The sequence below is a fragment of the Flagellimonas lutaonensis genome, from assembly GCF_000963865.1.
Lineage (GTDB): Bacteria > Bacteroidota > Bacteroidia > Flavobacteriales > Flavobacteriaceae > Flagellimonas_A > Flagellimonas_A lutaonensis.
Window position 1 is genome coordinate 679,935 of sequence record NZ_CP011071.1, and the last position, 20,647, is coordinate 700,581.

Here is a 20,647-nt window from a genome sequence, read left to right on the forward strand (position 1 = left end):
TAGCATCTATTTAGTTATCTTAGCCCGAAAATTTGACCGTATGTATTTTTTAGGTTTTAATTGGAATCCTGATGATATTCTCTTCAAAATAGGATTTATCCAAATCAAATACTACAACCTCTTATGGATATTGGCCTTTGTCGTAGGCTGGTTCATCATGAAACGTATTTTCAAGCATGAGAACAAGTCAATGCAAAAACTTGACTCGCTCTTCGTTTATGCCGTGGTCTCGATTATGCTCGGTGCCAGGCTGGGCCATGTCTTTTTTTACGATTGGGATTACTATAAAAACCATCTGCTCGAAATTTTACTGCCCATTCGGGAGAGTGCCGACAGTTCGTTGTTCGGGCTCATCAATGGATATGAATTTACAGGCTTCACGGGCCTTGCAAGCCATGGTGCCGCCATAGCGGGCATCATCGGGTTGTGGCTACTGTCGCGAAAATATAAAGATATGGGCGTGCTGTGGTTGCTCGATCGCGTCACCATTACCTGCGCCATTGGTGGGGCCTTTGTGCGCTTGGGCAACTTTTTCAATTCTGAGATCAACGGAAAACCGGTAGACGAGTCCTTTTTCTTGGCCACCCGTTTTATACGGGATTCTGATGATATGCCCGCCTACAAGGCAATGGGTCTAACCAACGAAAACACCCCCAGTGCCGCGTACAAGGCAATAGAGAACAATCCGCAATTCGCCAGCGTGTTGGAAAGCATACCGTTTCGCCATCCTGTACAGCTATATGAAGCCTTTGGGTATTTATTGGTATTTGTGTTGATGTACTATTGGCTGTACTGGCGCACCGACAAAAAAGACAAGCCCGGATTTTTGTTCGGCTTTTGGCTGGTGGGTGTCTGGGCCATTCGCTTTGTGCTCGAGTTCTACAAAAAGAGCCAAGGCGGCTTTGAAGACGCATTGGGCACGTTTACCACAGGCCAGTGGTTGAGCATACCCTTTGTTCTGCTCGGATTTTATCTAATGTTCAGACAGACCTCAACTGGTGGTAGAACATAAATAAGATGGCTATGAGAAATGTTTTCTGTATGATCCTGCTATTTGGATTGGTATTTTCCTGTAAGGAAAGAGCAAAGACCGAAATCAAGACCGAAACCGTCGCCTTTGCCAAAGAAGGTGAGCTACATATTTTCAGACCGGGTGACGACTCCCTTTTGGCCACTTTGGATATTGAATTTGCCGAAACAGAATATGAAACCCAGACAGGTCTCATGTACCGTCAATCAATGGAAGACAACCAAGGCATGCTCTTTATATTTCCCAATGTGGCCATGCACTCTTTCTACATGAAGAATACCGAATTTCCGCTGGATATTGTTTTTATTGATGAAAATCAAAAGATTGTCACCATCCAAAAAGATGCCCAGCCCTTGGATGAAAAAAGTATTTCATCGGTCGTTCCTGTCAAGTATGTGCTCGAAATCAACGCGGGCCTTTCAGAGAAATGGCAATTGCAAGTGGGCGACAGCATCGCCTATGTAAAAAGTTGATGGTAAACTATTTACTTGTAAATCAAGAAACCGAAAGGTTGCGGTTTAGAAAGTTCACGCCGAAAGATTTTGGCTTATGGCTTCCTTTTTACGATAATTCTCTATCGACCAAATACTGGGAAGGACTACCAAATGACCCAAAAACCGCTTGCCAAGAACAGTTTGACAGAATATTTGAGAGGTATCGCAAAAATCTTGGTGGTATGAATGCCCTCATCCATAAAGAAACCAAAGATTTGGTCGGAATGTGCGGATTGCTGGTACAGACAGTCGACGGAACGGAGGAACTGGAAATAGGGTATTCGATACTTCCGAAATATTGGAGAAACGGCTATGCTTTTGAAGCGGCCCGAAAATGTAAAGAACATGCCTTTTCAAATAACCTTGCCGACTCTTTGATATCCATCATCCATATCGATAACCTTCCCTCTCAAAAAGTGGCCTTGAAAAATGGCATGAAGCTGAGCAAAACAACGTTCTACAAAAACAATCCGGTCCACATTTTCAGGGTATTCCAAAAAGAGGGCTAAATGTGTACTTTTGGGCAAAGCTCCCACAAGTGCAGCACTATGCCATTCTTACCGACAACCGATCAAACCAGGGACAACTGGTACAAGACCTGATGGCCGGCAAGCCCATATCGGGCCTTGAGGCATTGGCGAAAAAAAAGGGAGCTCTTTTTTCACGTTCAGAAATCCAACGATATATGGGTGAGGAAGAACGCCACGATATAAAAGTACTGGGGCAACAAAGCGGCCAACCGCTGAAGACCATGAGCAGCGGTGAGCAAAAAAAGGCACTACTTAACCATCTTTTAAAACGGTTGCCCGATTATTTGGTATTGGTAAACCCATTTGACAATCTCGATAGCCGTGCCCAAGATGAACTTAAAGAAAGATTGGGCGCGGTTTCAAAAAAAGTGGCTCTTGTACAGGTGGTGAACCGCCTAGACGATATACTTCCTTTTACCATCCACTTCGCGCGTCTCAAGGGCAACGAACTTATCTTTTATGACAATGTGCAGCGTTTCAGGGCCGAAAACCAATGTGTTGCGGGGCATTTTCAAGCCACCATTCCCCCGCCCCTCCATCCTGTAAAAAATAAAAATGAGGTATTGGTGCAGTTCAGCAATGTTTCTGTTTCATTCGGTGAAAAACCAGTTTTGAAGAATATCGACTGGACCATCAAAAAAGGTGAATTCTGGCAACTCATAGGACCCAACGGAAGTGGCAAGACGACCCTCTTGACCATGATTACTGGCGATAGCCACAAGGGCTATGGCCAAAACCTGACCATTTTTGGGCACAAAAAAGGAAGCGGTGAGAGCGTATGGGACCTGAAGCAGCATATTGGTTATTTTACCCCTTCGATGACCGATCGTTTTCGGGGTTACCACACCTTGGAAAATATGCTGATATCGGGGCTCCACGATTCTGTAGGGCTCTATGTGATACCCAGCGATGCCGAAAAGCGCTTGGCAAACCAATGGCTGAATGTTTTGGGGCTGGACGACAAAAGCCAGACCTACTTCCATGAATTAAGCAGCGGCCAACAACGACTGGTTATGACGGCCAGGGCAATGATCAAACATCCGCTACTCTTGATCTTGGATGAACCCACGGCAGGGCTCGACGATCAAGGAGCCGACCTTTTTGTTTCGCTGGTCAACAAAATCGCAGCCGAAAGCAGCTCTGCCATTTTATACGTTTCTCATAGAAAAGAATCGGGCCTTAAGCCTCAAAAAGTATTTGAGCTGCAAATGACAACAAAAGGTTCTTTAGGAAAAAACATTGAGGTTTGTAAATAGGATAAATATGTTTTCGGAAATATAGAAATAAACACAATTGCCAAAATAAGCCTGGCATTTTAGCCTTTAGGGCAATTATAATATTTTTAGAAAATGTACATAAAAAAGGCCACTTACTTAAAAGCGGCCTTTTGTTTTTTAGGGTTGTCGTTATTATTGGTTACCAGAGGTTATTTTCTTCTTAAGGGAATCGAACATGACCGGTGTTGCAATGAACACCGATGAGTAGGTACCCACTATTACCCCAACAATCATCGCGAACATGAACCCACGCAAGGTCTCACCGCCAAAAACAAAAATGGCCAAGAGCACGACCAACGTGGTCAGCGAGGTATTCAAAGTTCGACTCAAAGTGCTGTTCAATGCTTGGTTGATATGTTCACCATTCTTCCAACCTTTCAAGCCCACAACCTCTCGAATACGGTCGAAAACGACCACGGTATCATTCAACGAGTAACCAATAACAGTCAGAATAGCAGCTATAAACGCCTGGTCGATTTCCATGTTGAAAGGCATTATGGCCGCCGTCATTGAAAAAATACCCAATACAATTAATACATCGTGGAAGACCGCTGTAACGGCACCCAATGAAAACTGCCACTTTCTGAATCGCAGTAAAATATATAGGAACACAACTGCCAATGAACCAATAATGGCCAAGAAGGCATTCTTTTTAATGTCATCTGCAATCGTAGGGCCCACCTTTCTATATTTCAATACACCTATGTTGTCGTTTGTGCCTCCTGGTTTAAAATCTTCAAACGTGGTTCCTTCTGGGAAATACTTCTGTAAAGTATTGTACAATATTTCTAATATTTCATCATCCACTTCATTTCCCTGAACATCTACTTTGTAATTTGTGGTTACCATAATCTGATTGGCCTCACCAAATGTCTTGGCACTTGCACTACCGAGGGTTTGCGAAAGTTCAGCACTTATTTCAGAGGCGCTGACCGGTCGCTCGAATCTTATTTGGTAATTTCTTCCCCCAACAAAGTCAACCCCTTCTTGTAAACCCTTGGTAATCAACGAAAATATACTTAAAGCTACCAGAACAATAGATATAACATATGCAATCTTTCTTTTGCTCAAAAAATTGATGCCCATATTCTTGAACAGGTTTTTGGTGATACCGGTTGCGAAATCAAGGTTTCTACCTTTCTTCGAAATATACCAGTCAACCAACAGCCGTGTAATAAAGATTGCGGTAAACAATGAGGTTACAATCCCTATCAAAAGTGTTGTGGCAAAACCTTTGATTGGTCCAGAACCAAATATAAAAAGAATGATTGCGGTAAGACCTGTGGTAATATTGGCATCCAATATAGAGGAGAGCGCATTGTTAAAACCATCTGCAACTGCCTGAGCCTTGCCTTTGCCTCGGGCCAGTTCTTCCCTTACACGTTCAAAAATAAGTACGTTCGCATCTACCGACATACCAATCGTTAAAACGATACCGGCAATACCCGGCAAGGTCAAAACGGCTCCTAGGCTGGTCAATACCCCAAAAATCAAAAGGATGTTAAATATCAGCGCCACATCGGCAAAGAAACCAGCCTTTCCATAGTAAAAAATCATCCACAGCAACACAAATACCATGGCAATCAAAAACGACATGAAGCCACTATCTATGGCTTCTTGACCAAGTGAAGGGCCAACCACAAAAGAATCGATGATTTCAGCAGAAGCTGGCAATTTACCCGCCCGCAACACGTTGGCTATATCTTTGGTTTCATTCACCGTAAACGTTCCAGTAATCTCAGACCTGCCCCCTGAAATGGGTCCGGATGAAACTCCGGGCGCCGTATACACCTTGTTGTCAAGCACTATGGCAATACCTGTTTGGTTGTTGTATGCATCGCCTGTAAGTCGCTCCCACTCTTTGGCGCCGCGGGTATTCATGGTCATGCTTACGGCGGGCTTGTTGAATTGGTCAAAGGTTGCCTGAGCATCGGAAACCACATCACCACTGATTCTTGGTACACCGTCACGGTTAGATTTCAATGCATAAAGTTCAACTACTTCGGCATCTTTTGGTGGGCGCTCCCAAGCAAACTTGGTAAACTGCACCTCTGCTGGTAACAACCTTCTAATCTCCGGCATTCGCAAATACGAACCAACCTCGGCTGTATCAGAAATGGCTACCCTGGCAATGGCGTGGCTTCCCGGACTAGCCGGAATCAATTTGCCCAACAATGGATTTGCCTCTGCGGTCAGATCCAATGAATCTTGGGCCACATCTGAAAGCAATGAATCGATTTCAGACTCTGGCTTTGACAGGGAATCCCGGGCTTGCTCTTCAGGCTCCAAAATCTCACGTAAACGCTCGTTGGCGTTCACAAAAAACTGACCTATATACGGATTGTTCTGTTCATAAGTTTCCCAGAACTCAAGTTGGGCGGTACTGGACAACAGGTCTCGAGCCCGCTCAATGTCTCTGGCTCCTGGAAGCTCAACAACGATACGGCCCGAAGTACCCTCACGTTGTATGTTGGGCTGGGTAACCCCAAAACCGTCAATACGCTCACGAAGTACCTCGAAAGCCGAAACAATGGACTCATCTATCTTTCTGCGGATAATGGGTTTTACCTCATCATCGGTCATTTGAAAATTAATCTCATCGCTTAATCCCTTATTGGCAAAAATGTCGGGTGAGGCCAATTTGGTGTCGCCTTTGATTTGGTCAAATGCTTCGAAAAATAGCTCCAAATATGTTTCGTCACTATTCTTTGAAGCTTCATCAGCCATCGCCAAAGCCCTGTTAAAAACAGGATTCTTGGTATTATTGGCCAGACCTTTGAGAATATCCTTGACCGAAATCTGCAAGGTTACGTTGATACCCCCTTTGAGGTCAAGACCTTTATTGAGTTCTTTCTTTTTGGCATCATCATACGTGGTGTAGCCCAAAATCGGCTTGCTTCCAATCGAATCAAGATACGACGCCTCAAGAGCTTCGCGCTTTGCCACATAATCTTCTTCAGTTTCTGAAATTCGGCTTGCGGCATAGGTCTCAGCATCTTTCTCAACCTTGCTCGTAATAAATGTGAACGATAGCTGGTAGATGCTCACCAAACCGAAAAGGAGCGCAAAAAGCTTAATGAGTCCTTTGTTTTGCATTGGATATTAAATTTTTAGAAGTATTCTTAAATAGCGTGCAAATATATCATTTCAAATAGGATTTGCCAATAGAAACCCCTTGAATTGTACCCGTGGCGGGGTATAAAAAAATTGTCATCCCAGACGAAAAAGCAAGGTGTTGCCCACTAGCAATCTTTTTGCTTTGACCCATATTATCTGGGTTCAGCGGCCTGAAATGACAATTTTCTGTTCGGCGGCAATACTACACCTCAAGAAGCCCGTTGGTCTTTCTTACCCCTTCGGTGCTTTCTTGCATTTTGGCCTTTTCAGCCTCTGACAGTTCAATTTCCACAATTTCTTCAATACCGTTTTTGCCCAAAATGACTGGTACACCGATACAGATATCATTTAACCCATACTCCCCTTCCAAGAAAGTTGAACAGGGGAACATCTTTTTTTGATCACACGCAATGGCATGTACCAGACTTGAGACGGCTGCACCCGGCGCGTACCATGCACTGGTACCCAACAATTTGGTCAATGTGGCGCCCCCGACCTTGGTTTCTTCAACAACATAATCCATTTGTTCTTGGGTAAGAAACTCTGAGACTTTTACACTGTTTCGGGTTGCATGCCCTATCAGCGGTACCATACCGGTATCGCTATGCCCTCCGATCACCATACCGTCAACATCAGAAATCGGTGCTTTCAACACCTCGGCCAATCGGTATTTGAAACGTGCGCTGTCAAGGGCACCACCCATACCTATGATCCTGTTTTTGGACAGACTGGTGGTCTTGTGTACCAAATACGTCATGGTATCCATTGGGTTACTTACCACGATCACAATGGCGTTGGGTGAATGCTGCAATAGGCTTGAAGAAACAGATTTAACAATACCGGCATTGATGCCGATCAATTCTTCACGGGTCATACCGGGTTTTCTTGGAATACCTGAGGTGATGACCACTATATCACTGTCGGCAGTCTTTGCGTAATCGTTGGTGCTTCCGGTAATCTTGGTGTCGAAGCCGTTCAAGGAGGCCGTCTGCATCAAATCCATGGCCTTGCCCTCGGCATAACCTTCCTTGATATCCAACAATACTACCTCAGATGCGAAATTTTTGATGGCGATATACTCGGCACAGCTTGCCCCTACTGCTCCGGCGCCTACTACAGTGATTTTCATGATTGTGTTTTTGGAGTTTATTTCGAAGCGCAAAAATAGCGAAATTTTAGGTCATTGTTTATGATAATTCTCAGTTAAATCAAAGGGGCTTGTACTGTTCTCGACAAATACATAAAAACAAGGTATTTGTTAAAAAAATGGGCTGTTCATCGAATGGACCCAATACTACAGTGCCGTTTGTCGGATCAATACAATAGGATGGCCCATTTTTTCGTTCTAAAATTCCCAAATTTAAACTTACCTACAACTATGAAAAGGCTCTTTTCATTTCTGGCCATTGTATTGGTCATTTTTATCAGTAACTGTTCTCGCATACCCGAAAACAACGACCCCATATTGGGTGTTTGGGCAAGAGCGGCAATAGCTGAAAACGACAAAGACCAAGGCACCCTTACGGAACGACAAGAGTGGATTTTCAACGATGCCTATTTGGGCCGCTATCATCATTACTCTGGTGATAAACTTGAATTCTATACAGACTTTGGCTGGAGTGTGGACAATGGCATTTATACCATCGAATACCATGGCACCGATATGCCCAGTGCCACTGTAATTCTCAAAAAAACGAATCAACCTGAAACGCTTGCCCATACCGACGGTACCACGTTTGCGGTTCGGGAATAACAATATAACACTCCATGGAAATGAAGAAGGCCCGGTTGGATGACCCGGGCCTTTTTATTATTGGTTGATTGAATGGTCTGTTCACTATCGAAAGCCAAAGTTAATACCGGCCGTCAACGTACTGAATTCTGAAATGTTGTAATCGACATTGATTCTAAAGAAACCTAGTTTTAGCTTGGTACCGATATTGGCCGTTACACCACTTACTTTTTCAGTGATTGAAAAGGGGTCTTCATAGGTGGTCTGAAATGGTCCCTGTCGAACAATATAGGTGCCCAGTACGTCGGTTTCCGATTTTCCGGTCACATAGCCCAAACCGCCATAAAAATTGATGACGGGCATCTTGGTGGATACCACTGCACTAAAATTCCACGTGTTGAATTGGGTGTCAATTCGTTGGTTTTCGCCCGCGATAACATCTGTGTCGGTAAAATCATACTCCCCGTTCAAACTGGTATAGCCTATAACTGCCGAAATGGCCACTGGCAACAACTTATCTGCGGGCAGGGCTTTTGTAAAATCGTATTGGAGGCCACCCCCCAATAGGCTAATGGAGACATCATCAGTATTGATCTTTGGCAGAAAGCGTGCCTTGACCTCAAGACCTTTTATCAACCCTACGCTAGCCTGTAAATAGCCTGAAGGAACAAAATTGATTCCTTCAGAGGAAAGACCAGAAGGTAGTTCAAACTCGGCCCGTTCGGTGACGCCGGGTGCAATCTCGGCCTCTACAAAAACTCGTACGCCTTCAATATCGCCCAAAGCGGTCGACACTGATTTCGACGTACTGCCATCTACAAATTGCAGGTTTTCGTAGTCTGCCGTATTCAATGTAAAGGCCTTTTTATCGTCTTTGTTCTTAAAACCGGTGATGTTTCCTATCAATGATATTTCAAATCCACCCAAAGGTTTGGCATCGCCAGAATTATACCATCCGTTCGACATATTGAAGATAGCGGCTTCTGAGACCGGGGCCAAGTAGGCCGTGGTGAACCGTTCTGCATCGCTCAACCCTGCTGCAAACAGGTCGTTTATGTTTGACTGCGCCATTGCCAATGATCCCCATGACAAAAGCATACAAAGAAAAATTTTCTTCATGTTGTAAAATTTTTCCTAAAACTAAAAAACCCTGACCGTTCCGTCAGGGTTTTTGTTGTGAAACTACCGTTACTTATGCATCAATGTTCGCATATACGGCATTTTTCTCAATAAATTCACGTCTTGGCGGCACCTCATCGCCCATCAACATGGAGAAAATACGATCAGATTCCGTTGCATTGTCTATGGTCACCTGACGCAAGGTCCTGTACTGGGGGTTCATGGTCGTATCCCAAAGCTGCTCGGCGTTCATCTCTCCAAGACCTTTATAGCGTTGCACACTGGCCCCACCGCCCATAGATTCAATAATCTCATCGCGCTCTTTGTCATTCCATGCATATCGCTTTTTAGAGCCTTTTTTGACAAGGTATAAAGGGGGTGTGGCAATGTACACATGGCCCGCCTCGATCAATTCGCGCATATAGCGGAAGAAAAATGTTAAAATAAGTGTTTCGATGTGGCTACCATCAACATCGGCATCACACATGATAATGACCTTATGATAACGAAGTTTTTCAAGGTTCAAGGCCTTACTGTCTTCTTCGGTTCCAATAGTGACCCCCAAGGCAGTATAGATATTCCGTATCTCTTCATTCTCAAAGACCTTATGCTGCATGGCCTTTTCAACGTTCAAGATTTTACCACGCAACGGTAGAATGGCCTGAAAATTTCGGTCGCGACCCTGTTTTGCGGTGCCACCGGCAGAATCACCCTCAACCAAGAACAATTCACAGTTTTCGGGGTTTTGGTCTGAGCAGTCTGAAAGCTTACCTGGCAAGCCGCCACCCGTCATCGGGTTCTTTCGCTGTACCATTTCCCGCGCCTTTTGGGCCGCATGACGTGCCTGTGCCGCCAAAATCACCTTCTGCACCACACTTTTGGCATCGTCTGGGTGTTCTTCAAGGTAATTGGTCAACATCTCTGAAACGGCTTGGCTCACGGCACTTGAGACCTCTCTATTGCCCAATTTGGTCTTGGTCTGGCCCTCGAACTGTGGCTCTGCCACTTTCACGGACACAATGGCCGTAAGACCTTCCCTAAAATCATCGCCCGATACCTCGAACTTCAATTTATCGAGCATACCGGAGTTGTCGGCATATTTCTTTAAAGTCGTTGTCAGGCCCCTTCTAAAGCCTGAAAGGTGGGTACCTCCCTCGTGGGTATTGATATTGTTTACGTACGAATGTAGGTTTTCAGTATAGCTATTGTTGTAGACCATTGCCACTTCAACAGGAATGCCGTTCTTTTCGCCCTCCATTGAGATGACATCTTGGATCAAGGGCTCACGATTGCCATCCAAAAACCTGATGAATTCTTTGAGGCCTTCTTCAGAATAAAATATTTCGCTGATGTATTCCCCTTTTTCGTCTTTATTGCGCTTGTCGGTAAGCGTAATGGTAACCCCTTTATTCAAATAGGAAAGTTCACGCATTCTATTGGCCAAGGTCTCATAGTTGAACTCGGTCGTCTGCGTAAAAATCTGATGGTCGGGTTTGAAGGTGACAATGGTTCCGGTCTCGCTGCTCTCGCCCACGCTCTTTACCGGATATAGGGTCTTGCCCCGCTCATACTCCTGCTCCCATATCTTTCCCTCGCGATGTACCGTAGCCTTTAGGCTCACCGAGAGCGCGTTTACCACCGAAACACCCACACCGTGCAAACCGCCCGAAACCTTGTAGGAATCTTTGTCAAATTTACCCCCTGCACCGATCTTGGTCATGACAACCTCAAGCGCAGAGACACCTTCTTTTTTATGCAGGCCCACGGGGATGCCCCTACCGTTATCTTTGACCGTAATGGAATTATCTTCGTTTATGATGACCGAGATAGTATCACAATGACCGGCCAAGGCTTCATCAATAGAGTTATCGACCACCTCATATACCAAATGGTGCAGCCCTCGGGTACCCACATCGCCGATGTACATCGAGGGCCTCATTCGAACATGTTCCATGCCCTCAAGGGCCTGAATACTATCTGCAGAATATTGCTTTGAATTGACTTCTTCGCTCATAAAATCTTGCTTGTTTGTTCTCAAATTTCAAAATCCTACAAATATAAGCAATACCCAATGAAATTAAGGGTTTGCGGCACTTTAATGCCGCTAAGTTATTAACAAGGTTTTGTGGAAAAATTAGCTTTCAAAAAGACAAAAAACAGTTAGGATCTTTAACCGAAAACCCCGACGCTTCGGTCGGGGTCACGGACTAATTAAAATAAATTGAAAAACAAGCCATTTTTCAGACCCTTTGGCTATGCCTATCTGCCGACAGGCAGGCTCAGGGTTAATTTGACCATCATTTAAAAAAAATATAGGTCGTCTTAAAATGAAAACAAGCTTTACTTTACGTAGGCATCGGCGTGCACTTTGGCCACCGCCCTGCCCGATGGGTCGTTCATGTTCTTGAAGGCCTCATCCCACTCCAATGCTATTTTGGTGCTACAAGCCACGGAGGGCTCTTGTGGCACGCTCAAAGCAGCGGCATCTGAAGGAAAATGGCTTTCAAATATGGAACGGTAATAGTATTCTTCTTTGGTGGTCGGGGTCTGTATCGGAAACTTGAAATGGGCGTTTTTCATCTGCTCATCTGAAACCTCCTTTTCGACCAATTCTTTTAAGGTATCAATCCAACTGTAGCCCACGCCATCAGAAAACTGTTCTTTTTGTCTCCAGGCAACGCTTTCGGGCAAGTACGACTCAAACGCCTTTCGAATTACCCATTTTTCCATACGCTCACCGTTGATCATCTTGTCTTTGGGGTTGATGCGCATGGCAACATCGATAAATTCCTTGTCTAAAAAAGGCACACGCCCCTCAATGCCCCAAGCGGCCAACGACTTGTTGGCCCGTAGACAGTCGTACATATGAAGTTTGCCCAGTTTTCTGACTGTTTCTTCATGGAAATCTTTTGGGCTCGGTGCCTTATGAAAATACAGATACCCACCGAACAACTCATCGGCACCCTCGCCCGAGAGCACCATTTTTATGCCCATCGACTTAATGACCCTGGCCATCAAATACATCGGGGTTGAAGCCCGAATGGTAGTGATATCGTACGTTTCAATGTTGTAGATGACATCCTTGATGGCATCAAGGCCCTCTTGAATGGTGAACTTGATCTCGTGATGGACCGTGCCGATATAATCGGCTACCAATCGCGCGGCAGCCAGGTCAGGTGAACCTTCTAAACCTACCGAAAAAGAGTGCAACTGAGGCCACCACGCATCTTTGGTATCATCTGACTCTATTCTTTTTTGGGAATATTTCTTTGCTATTGCAGAAGTGACCGACGAATCTAAACCGCCCGAAAGCAAGACTCCATATGGCACATCAGACATCAACTGCCTGTGAACGGCCGCTTCAAGGGCCTCACGCACCTCTCGTATGCTGGTTTCGTTTTCTTTGACGGCCTCGTACTCCATCCAATCCCTTTGGTACCATTGCTTGAGCTCTCCATCGGAACTGTGCAAATAATGCCCAGGGGGAAAGAGCTCTATCTTTGAGCAAACCCCTTCCAACGCCTTTAACTCTGAGGCCACGTAAAATGTTCCGTTGCGGTCCCACCCCATATAAAGTGGAATGATGCCCATATGATCACGGGCAACAAAGTATTCATCTTTTTCCGTATCGTAGATGGCAAATCCGAAGATACCGTTCAACTCATCTATAAAATCTGGGCCCTTTTTTTGGTACAAGGCCAAGATGACCTCACAGTCAGACTGGGTCTTGAAATCATACGTGCCCTCAAATTGCTTTCTGAGCTCTCTATGGTTGTACATTTCACCATTGGCCGCCAATATCAACTTCCCATCAGGGCTCACCAATGGCTGTTTGCCCGAGGCGGGATCCACGATGGCCAAACGTTCATGGGCCAAAATGGCCTTATCATCCGCATATATTCCACTCCAATCAGGCCCCCTGTGCCTCACTTTTTTGGACATTTCCAACAATTGGGGCCGTAACGTCTCGGTGCTTTCCTTTAAATCAAACGCACATACAATTCCACACATAAATCATTTGGTTTAATAATCTTTGACAAAGATGTGTCGATAATTACTATTTAAAAACAATAATTGGTAAAATGGTTTCATTATGAAATAAATATTCATCCTTATTGTTATATTTATAATAATAATTTGCTTTTTGCACACACAGTCATTTCAAACCGAAAGTGAAAAATTTAACTACTTTTTATAAAACAGGAACAAGAATAGGTTCTAGCTTTGGCTTTTAACCAAAATATAAATCATGAAAAAAATCTATTTGCTTTTAACACTGGTTCTGGCATTGGTTTTCAACAACGAGACCAACGCCCAAGAATTCAGTGGCCTTGACAAGAGTCCGGCCGATATCGCCGCCTATCCTTCAAGTTACAGGGTTTCAGACAAGGCCGTTCGAGTCATCTACAGCAGACCGCAGCTAAAAGGCCGTAGCCTTTCTGAGCTGGCCCCGGAGGGCAAGGTCTGGAGAACTGGCGCCAACGAAGCGCCTGAAATTACTTTTTACAAGGACGCCAAAGTAGGCGGACAGGACATTAAAGCGGGAACCTACTCCCTTTTTACCATACCCGGCGAAAATGAGTGGACCATTATCTTGAACAAGAACCTCAACCAATGGGGGGCCTATTCGTATGATAGTGATGCCGATGTAGCCCGCATAAAAGCCAAGGCCAGCAGTAGCTCTGAAAGCCTAGAGGCATTTTCAATTACTTTTGATAATAATGGAAACATGCACATGGGCTGGGGCACCACCCGTGTTGAAGTACCGATCAGTTACTAAGAAACACTTCTTTAAGAGTTAGAAAACCGCGGCGATTGCCGCGGTTTTTTTTTGTATGTAAGTCAGCTACCTATCCAAAATTGTCTTCAGGAACCAACTTCCCTGATCAATGAAGCCGCTATAACTTTTGTTTCACTTCACTTGCTCCCCACCCAAAAAAACCTGCTCGGCTTTTAGATTTGGAATATTCGCTTCGGGAATGGACATGATATCATCGCTCAACACCACAAAATCGGCAAACTTGCCCGCTTCAATGCTTCCTTTTTCATTTTCTTCAAAGTTTGAATACGCAGCCCATATGGTCATGCCTTTCAAGGCTTCCTCACGGGTCAGGGCATCTTTCATCTGAAAGCCTCCCTCGGGATAGTTATCCAGGTCTTTTCGCGCCACAGCTGCATAAAAGGTCAAAAACGGATTTACGCGTTCCACTGGAAAATCCGTGCCAAGCGCCACCAGTCCCGCTTTGTCGAGCAAGGTTTTAAAGGCATAGGCCCCTCTGACCCTTTCAGGCCCCAACCGGTCTTCGGCCCAATACATATCACTGGTCGCATGGGTGGGCTGCACCGAGGGTATTATGCCATCTTGAAAGTAATCAAAGTCTTCGGGCGATACCACTTGTGCATGCTCAATCTTCCAACGGCGATCATTTTTACCCTGCAATGCTTTTTTGTAGGCTTTCAAAATTACGACATTGGCCGAATCGCCAATGGCATGGGTATTCATCTGGTAGTCTGAGGCCGCAATTCGCATGGCCAGTTCGTTAATCTTGTCAACAGGGGTGACCATGGCCCCAAAATGACCAGGTTTATCAGTGTAGGGTTCTTTTAGGGCCGCACCACGAGATCCCAAGGCCCCATCGCCATATACTTTTACCGACCGTACGTTCAACCTATCGGTCTTTACGATTCCCTTGTTTAAAAAATGGTCAAGATTTTCCTCTGAATTGCTGACCATGGCATAGACCCGGATTTTGAGCTCCCCTGCCCGTTGCAGGCTATCGATAAGCTCGATGGTTGTACGGTCGAGTCCCGCATCGTTAACAGTCGTCAGACCATAATCAAAACAGATGCGCTCGGCATCTTTCAGTGCTTTTATACTGGTATTGGTATCTGGTTTGGGCATTACGGCATCTACCATTGCCATGGGTGCATCGATTAGAACGCCCGTGGCATGACCACTGGTTTCACGAACGATTTCACCTCCTTCAACTTTCGTATCCCTTGTTATGCCCGCCAGTTCGAGCGCCCGTTGGTTCACGAGATAGGCATGGCCATCGACCCGTTCTAAAACAACGGGAGTGTTGGCAAACAGTTTGTCAAGTTGCACACTGGTGGGAAACTCTTTTACCTGCCAATCGTTTTGGTCCCAACCGCGGCCCCGAATAACCTCGGCACCGGGATTCTTTTCATGAAAATCGAGTACCCGCTTCAACGCCTCATCAAAACTTTTGGTGCCGACCAAATCGACAACCTGTTGGTTGAGGCCCAGGCCATAAAAATGGCAATGGGCATCTATCAGGCCCGGAATGATGGTCTTACCATTCGCATCAACAACCTGCTCTGAAGTGTACGTATCCAATATACTTTCTGAAGTTGAAACCGTTACGAATTTTCCATCCCGAACGGCAAAGGCCGAAGCTTTTGAAAAGGTGCTGTCCACGGTATGGATTGTGGCATTATGGACTATTAGGTCTACTTGTTCTTTGGTACTGCAAGACCATAGCAGCGCTAGAAAAATGGCAAAAATTGAGACTCGCATGTATTAAAGTGATTTGCCATTAAAGGTACACAATTGTGTCATTAAACCTAACGGCATCAGCTCTGGTGGCTCTCTTTGTTCAATAGATATTCTTCGACCAATCCGTGCACAGTTTCTTCGGAAAGCGGCTTGTTCTTAAAGCCCTTGACCAAATCGTACTCCACTAATTTAAGTTGGTCGTCAGGGTTAAGCGACATGCTCAGCATGATTACCATGGTGTGTTGTAAATAGTGCCTGTCCAGTTGGCCATATTCTTCCATGAACTCCCAGCCCGACATTTTGGGCATGTTGACATCCAACAATAAAATTTCGGGGAGTTGTTTTCGCTTTTCAATCAGTTCAGACAAGAAATTCAACGCTGCCCGGCCATCTCTATACGCATGTATTTCTTGAAAACAACCAGCTTTTTTGAGAATGATGGTGTTGATGTAATTGGTTACTTCATCATCGTCGATTAAAAGAACAGATTTGAGTTTTTTCACTTTGGGCAAACAGTTTTAAACAATACAATTGGTTAGAAAACAGAGCAAAATATACAACAATTGGCAAAAATCTAATGGTCATCTTCGAATGAGGTCATCACAAACTCGACCCTTCTATTTTTCTTTCTTCCCTTTTCAGAAAAATCATTTACAACAGGCAAGTCTTCACCATGACCTTCCCAAGAAATCCTGTTTTTATCCAAACCCAGTTCTTGCAGGTACTTGGCCACGGTCCACGCCCGTCGTGACGACAGGTATTTGTTATAAGGGTCAGAGCCCAATTCATCGGTATGCCCATTGATGGTGAGCAAAAGCTTGGGATGTTTTTTAAGGTGCGTATAAATTTTTCTGATGTCTTTCTTCCCTTCCTCTGTCAAATCAAAATTATCGAACTCGAACAATAACTGGTTTAAGACGAAAGGTTTGTTCAATTCGTAGCGCTCATCTCTGAGGTAGGTAACATTGACTTCGTCAAGATAGTAATAAGATGTTTCAACGGGCTTGTTCTCATCAGTCTCCAACCGTATTTTCTTAGATGCCTTGTTGTTCTTGAAGTTGCCGACAACAATATATTTTTCGTAGCCCTTGGCCACAAAATCAACCGAGGCCTCGGTCCACTTTCCACTATCGTACAAAACACCATCGATTTCTAGATTTACATATGAGTAACGTTCGATGTTGAACCGCTCTAATCTGGGTGGTGACAAATTCTGATTGATGTCTGCCTGTATTTGTTCTTTGGTAAACAATACCGTTAGCTCTTGCATGGCCAGCACAGAGCTTTCTGCAAGACTTGATTGTAGCGATATTCGGTAGAGCTTGCCTTTTTGCAAGGGTTCGCTCAATTCAAATTGGATATACTCTCGATAATCGTTCGGGGCATATAGGTGTAACCCTGCATACCCTTTGCCCTTGAAAGGCTTCTGTTCTCCTTTGAAGTTTTTGGGAATACCCATATCGCCCACACCACACTCATTGAAATAATCTGTGGTGCCCTTGGTCGGGGTCGTCAGAGACTTAATGTCTATGGCAAGGTTGCTCATCTCTTGCGGACATGAGACATACTCTTCAAATCCACCATTGACGACCAAGTTTTGGGCATTGGCCAAAACAGGCAACAAGAAAATAAAAGCTAGTGAAATATTGCGAATCTCCCGAACCATCATGTTTAGATACGACACTAAACACCCGTGTTCTAAAAAGTGCAATGTAGTCAGTTATTACTCTGAACAACTGTTATTTACACTTTTTATTGCATTCGAAACCAATTTTTTGGAACGCCGATTTTTATAGGCTGTCTTGAACAAATGGCTTTGGGCGCCATTATTCTGCACCCCTCTTTATCAAAAACTCGGCCCTTCGATTTTGTTGGCGCCCATCATCCGTGGCATTATCTGCAATAGGCTTGGCACTACCATAACCCTTTAGCGCCACCCGCTCTTTTGAAAGGCCCAACCCAATCAGATAAGAGACAATGGCGTTTGCCCGCCTTTGGGAAAGTGCCATGTTGTATTGGTGGCTTCCCCTATTGTCGGTGTGGGCATGGATCTCGATGTTGAAAGCAGGTTTCTTTTGCAAATAATTAAAAATTTCTTCCAGTTCTGCCTCGGCATCGGGGCTCAAACGGTGGCTATCAAAATCAAAATGTACGTTTTTAAAGGCATAGGTCGAATCAATGGCAAAAGATTCATCTTCAGGCGGCCCAGCTTCTTCAGCCGAGACAGTGACCATATCAATATAGTAGTACGCACCCTTCTTCGTTTCGCGCCGTTTGGTCTTTATCTTTCGCGTGCCCGCATTATCGCGAAAATTGCCAATGGTCAGATAGCGCTCAAAGCCCTTGGCCCTGAACTCGGCCTGAACTTCCAACCAATCGGTCTTATCTTGGTGGAACTCCGGATGGTTAATTTCAAAAAAGTGCATTTTATTGCCCTTGGTGCTATATAGCCTGCCTTTTGATAAATGTTTCTTTGTCTCAAGGTCAATGGGATGGTAGGAGAACAATACCCCAAAATCTTTCACGGCAAAATCAGAGCCTTCGGCCAGGCTTATATAGAACTTTAGCCGATACGTTTTGTTTTTTTGAAGCATTTTTGACAGCTCGACTTGTACATATTCCCTATAGTCGGCCGGTGCAAAGAAATAAAGCCCGGCATATGCATTGCCATATTTGGGGTGCTGAATGCCGTTAAAGTTCTCTGGCGCGCCCATTACTGTACTGCAACTGTTGAAGTAATCAGTGGTGCCTTTCGTGGGCGTGCTCCAATCCACAACATGTACGTTGAATGTACCCAACGAATTGGGGCATTCAACAAACTCTTCAAAACTGGGGTTTTTGACCAGGTTTTGGGAAAATGTGAAAACTGAAAAAGAAAACAAAAAAACCAATATCCAAATCTTCATCGCCATCAAGACCTTGGTTGTCAATTCCTAAGTTAAGGAATACGTCCGAAAGAAGTGATTTACCTAAGGAAACGGATGAAATATTCGTTAAAAGTCAAATTTGTACGACGCACCTGCCAACACTTGAAAGCCCTGTACCCTAAAATTGGCCCAACGTTGATAGTTATTGTTGGCAATGTTCGAGGCCTTGGCAAAGATCGAGAGCTGCTCATTGAAACGATAGCCGACATGGGCGTTGGCATCAAAAAAACCATCCAAGGTTATGATGGCGGATGGAAATTCTGAGGGTGCCGCATTCGGTACAGCTGTGGCAACCAAATCGTCACGCTCGCCCACATAAAACAAATTGGCACCCATAAACCATTGGTCGGTAATCTGATAATCCATGAAAAGGGAACCTTTCAGACTGGGTAGGTTCCAGGCAGGGTTGTCGGTCTCCGTATCGTAATCGTATACCTCAGCGTTGATGCCGAGGGTAAAGTTTCGGTTTACATCGATGTTCAGTTCCCCAAAAATTCCCAAGGTCTTGACATCATCATAGAATACCTGGAAAGAATTGCCGTAGTAATAGCCTTTTTCATCGTTTCTAAACAGGTTTTCAGGGTTCAAGAGGAATAGGGGCTTCCTATTTTCAGCGGTGTAAGACCCCTTTATGTTGTATCCTACATTTGAAAACAATTGCCCTTTTAAGCCAACATACCCTTCGTATTGGCGGTCTGTGGGCTGAATGGCCAAAGTGGGCGACACATACGGATTTTCATCCACCAACCCATGATAGGAGTTCTGGTGCAGTTCACCCTTGATGCCACCATAGGCAATAACCATCTCGTCGACCAACCGATAGGAGGCCGTGACCGATGGATAAATATAGAAACTGCCATTGCTGTTTTCCAAATCGTTACCGTACACAAAATTGGCCCCCAGATTCAGGGTCAGGTCATCGCGCAATACCAAAAGACTTGGATTCAGGCCTACCTGAAAATGCCCATAGTCGATGCCTGTCGTGTTCACGGTGTTGTTCAGATCGGCATTTGCAAAGCTTCCGCCCACATAATCGAGTTTTGCCTTGATGGTTACCAACTCTTCAGTGATGGGCAGTTCAATGGTAGGTTGGACCATTACACGGTTTTCACCTGACTCCACGCCATCCCAAAAACGCCTGAGCAAAATATGTCCACTCTTGAAAAAAGAATCCTCAAGATTTAAGTGGGCCTTGGCCTGGGCGTTGAAATAGTTCTGGCCTTCGTCGATAGCCGCAACAGTGGCCTCGTCAAATTCGTCGTTTTCTATTCCATACCAGTTATAAAACTGGTGGTGCAGACCAATACTTGCCCCCCAATCAAGATCCCGTTCTTTCTTGGCATACGAAACATCCAACTTGGTATTATAAAAGTCTGTATCCAATGGGGTATTCTCAATATCGCCGCGAGAAGAATGGTGGCTCAGACCAAAATCAAGCAAATCTTCACCACGGTTGAAATCCCTGCTTGTATAAAAATCGACAAGTGCGTTGTTGTAATTGCCGAGGCCTATGGAGGCATAAGAATTGTAGAGCGTTGGCGGGGGGGTCTTTTCCACTTTTGAAGCCTTTGCCTTGGCCGGTGTAAAGGTCGAAGCCACGGGTACCGAAAAAATACTGTAGGCGACGGGCTTCTTTTGCAATACGATGGAATCGCCAAAACTCGGACTCGACCTGATCTTAAAGGCATCTGAAACGGTGGGGGAATACGGTTTAACAACAGTAACCGTTTCAGTACCTATATCATTGTCAGTTTCTTGGGCACTGACCCCTACCCAAAGGCTCAAAAAGGACAACAACATCCATATTCTTCTGTCAGTTCGGGCGTAGTCGAGAACTTTTTTATCAGATTGATAGGCGAGACATCTCGACTGCGCTCGATGTGACATCTTTATTTTTTTCATAA

Annotated in this window: 16 protein-coding genes; 6 read left to right on the forward strand and 10 right to left on the reverse strand. The window is 44.8% G+C overall.

What is annotated here, in order from left to right; genetic code table 11:
* Positions 1-40 precede the first annotated feature (40 nt).
* Genes lgt through VC82_RS03315 form a run of 4 tightly spaced genes read left to right on the forward strand, consistent with a single transcriptional unit; the run spans position 41 to position 3,310 of the window.
* Positions 41-1,012: a prolipoprotein diacylglyceryl transferase gene (gene lgt / locus VC82_RS03300; RefSeq protein ID WP_045801104.1), complete on the forward strand. Its 972-nt coding sequence runs from the start codon at positions 41-43 to the stop codon at positions 1,010-1,012.
* An 11-nt stretch (positions 1,013-1,023) separates the two neighbouring features.
* Positions 1,024-1,503, forward strand: a complete 480-nt coding sequence (locus tag VC82_RS03305) for a DUF192 domain-containing protein (RefSeq protein WP_045801105.1) — start codon at positions 1,024-1,026, stop codon at positions 1,501-1,503.
* Positions 1,503-2,033, forward strand: coding sequence for a GNAT family N-acetyltransferase (locus tag VC82_RS03310; protein ID WP_045801106.1), 531 nt, complete (start codon positions 1,503-1,505; stop codon positions 2,031-2,033). Before VC82_RS03305 ends, VC82_RS03310 begins: the two co-directional genes overlap by 1 nt.
* A 2-nt stretch (positions 2,034-2,035) precedes the next feature.
* Positions 2,036-3,310, forward strand: coding sequence for an ATP-binding cassette domain-containing protein (locus tag VC82_RS03315; RefSeq protein WP_245615970.1), 1,275 nt, complete (start codon positions 2,036-2,038; stop codon positions 3,308-3,310).
* A 153-nt stretch (positions 3,311-3,463) separates the two neighbouring features.
* On the opposite strand, the gene secDF is transcribed toward VC82_RS03315, so the two are convergent.
* Together secDF and mdh are read right to left on the reverse strand one after the other, a co-directional pair.
* Positions 3,464-6,427 (reverse strand): protein translocase subunit SecDF, encoded by a 2,964-nt coding sequence (gene secDF / locus VC82_RS03320; protein ID WP_045801107.1) that lies wholly within the window; start codon positions 6,425-6,427, stop codon positions 3,464-3,466.
* Positions 6,428-6,650: 223 nt separating this feature from the next.
* The gene (gene mdh, locus VC82_RS03325) at positions 6,651-7,577 is read right to left on the reverse strand and encodes a malate dehydrogenase (protein WP_045801108.1); all 927 of its coding nucleotides are present in this window, start codon (positions 7,575-7,577) and stop codon (positions 6,651-6,653) included.
* Between the two features lie 249 nt (positions 7,578-7,826).
* Between mdh and VC82_RS03330 the strand changes: the two genes are divergently transcribed.
* Positions 7,827-8,201, forward strand: a complete 375-nt coding sequence (locus tag VC82_RS03330; RefSeq protein WP_045801109.1) for a hypothetical protein — start codon at positions 7,827-7,829, stop codon at positions 8,199-8,201.
* An 84-nt stretch (positions 8,202-8,285) separates the two neighbouring features.
* Here the strand turns inward: VC82_RS03330 and VC82_RS03335 are convergent, their stop codons facing one another.
* The 3 genes from VC82_RS03335 to asnB form a co-directional block, all read right to left on the reverse strand.
* Positions 8,286-9,299 carry a DUF6588 family protein gene (locus VC82_RS03335; RefSeq protein WP_045801110.1) on the reverse strand — a complete coding sequence of 338 codons (1,014 nt, stop codon included), beginning with the start codon at positions 9,297-9,299 and terminating at the stop codon, positions 8,286-8,288.
* A gap of 73 nt (positions 9,300-9,372) precedes the next feature.
* Entirely contained in the window at positions 9,373-11,313 is a 1,941-nt protein-coding gene (gene gyrB / locus VC82_RS03340) for a DNA topoisomerase (ATP-hydrolyzing) subunit B (protein WP_045801111.1), read from the reverse strand.
* A gap of 326 nt (positions 11,314-11,639) precedes the next feature.
* Entirely contained in the window at positions 11,640-13,310 is a 1,671-nt protein-coding gene (asnB, locus tag VC82_RS03345; protein WP_045801112.1) for an asparagine synthase B, read from the reverse strand.
* Positions 13,311-13,548: 238 nt separating this feature from the next.
* Between asnB and VC82_RS03350 the strand changes: the two genes are divergently transcribed.
* A complete protein-coding gene (locus VC82_RS03350) occupies positions 13,549-14,079 on the forward strand; it encodes a DUF2911 domain-containing protein (RefSeq protein WP_045801113.1) in 531 nt (176 codons plus the stop codon).
* Between the two features lie 132 nt (positions 14,080-14,211).
* Here the strand turns inward: VC82_RS03350 and VC82_RS03355 are convergent, their stop codons facing one another.
* The 5 genes from VC82_RS03355 to VC82_RS03375 all read right to left on the reverse strand — a co-directional run bounded on the left by VC82_RS03355 (position 14,212) and on the right by VC82_RS03375 (position 20,645).
* Positions 14,212-15,837 carry an amidohydrolase gene (locus VC82_RS03355; protein WP_045801114.1) on the reverse strand — a complete coding sequence of 542 codons (1,626 nt, stop codon included), beginning with the start codon at positions 15,835-15,837 and terminating at the stop codon, positions 14,212-14,214.
* 56 nt (positions 15,838-15,893) lie between these two features.
* A complete protein-coding gene (locus tag VC82_RS03360) occupies positions 15,894-16,319 on the reverse strand; it encodes a response regulator (protein ID WP_045803225.1) in 426 nt (141 codons plus the stop codon).
* A 71-nt stretch (positions 16,320-16,390) separates the two neighbouring features.
* A complete protein-coding gene (locus tag VC82_RS03365; protein WP_052698892.1) occupies positions 16,391-17,485 on the reverse strand; it encodes an OmpA family protein in 1,095 nt (364 codons plus the stop codon).
* Between the two features lie 157 nt (positions 17,486-17,642).
* Positions 17,643-18,728: an OmpA family protein gene (locus VC82_RS03370; protein ID WP_245615971.1), complete on the reverse strand. Its 1,086-nt coding sequence runs from the start codon at positions 18,726-18,728 to the stop codon at positions 17,643-17,645.
* Positions 18,729-18,809: 81 nt separating this feature from the next.
* Positions 18,810-20,645 (reverse strand): TonB-dependent receptor domain-containing protein, encoded by a 1,836-nt coding sequence (locus VC82_RS03375; RefSeq protein WP_313777711.1) that lies wholly within the window; start codon positions 20,643-20,645, stop codon positions 18,810-18,812.
* Positions 20,646-20,647: the final 2 nt, after the last annotated feature.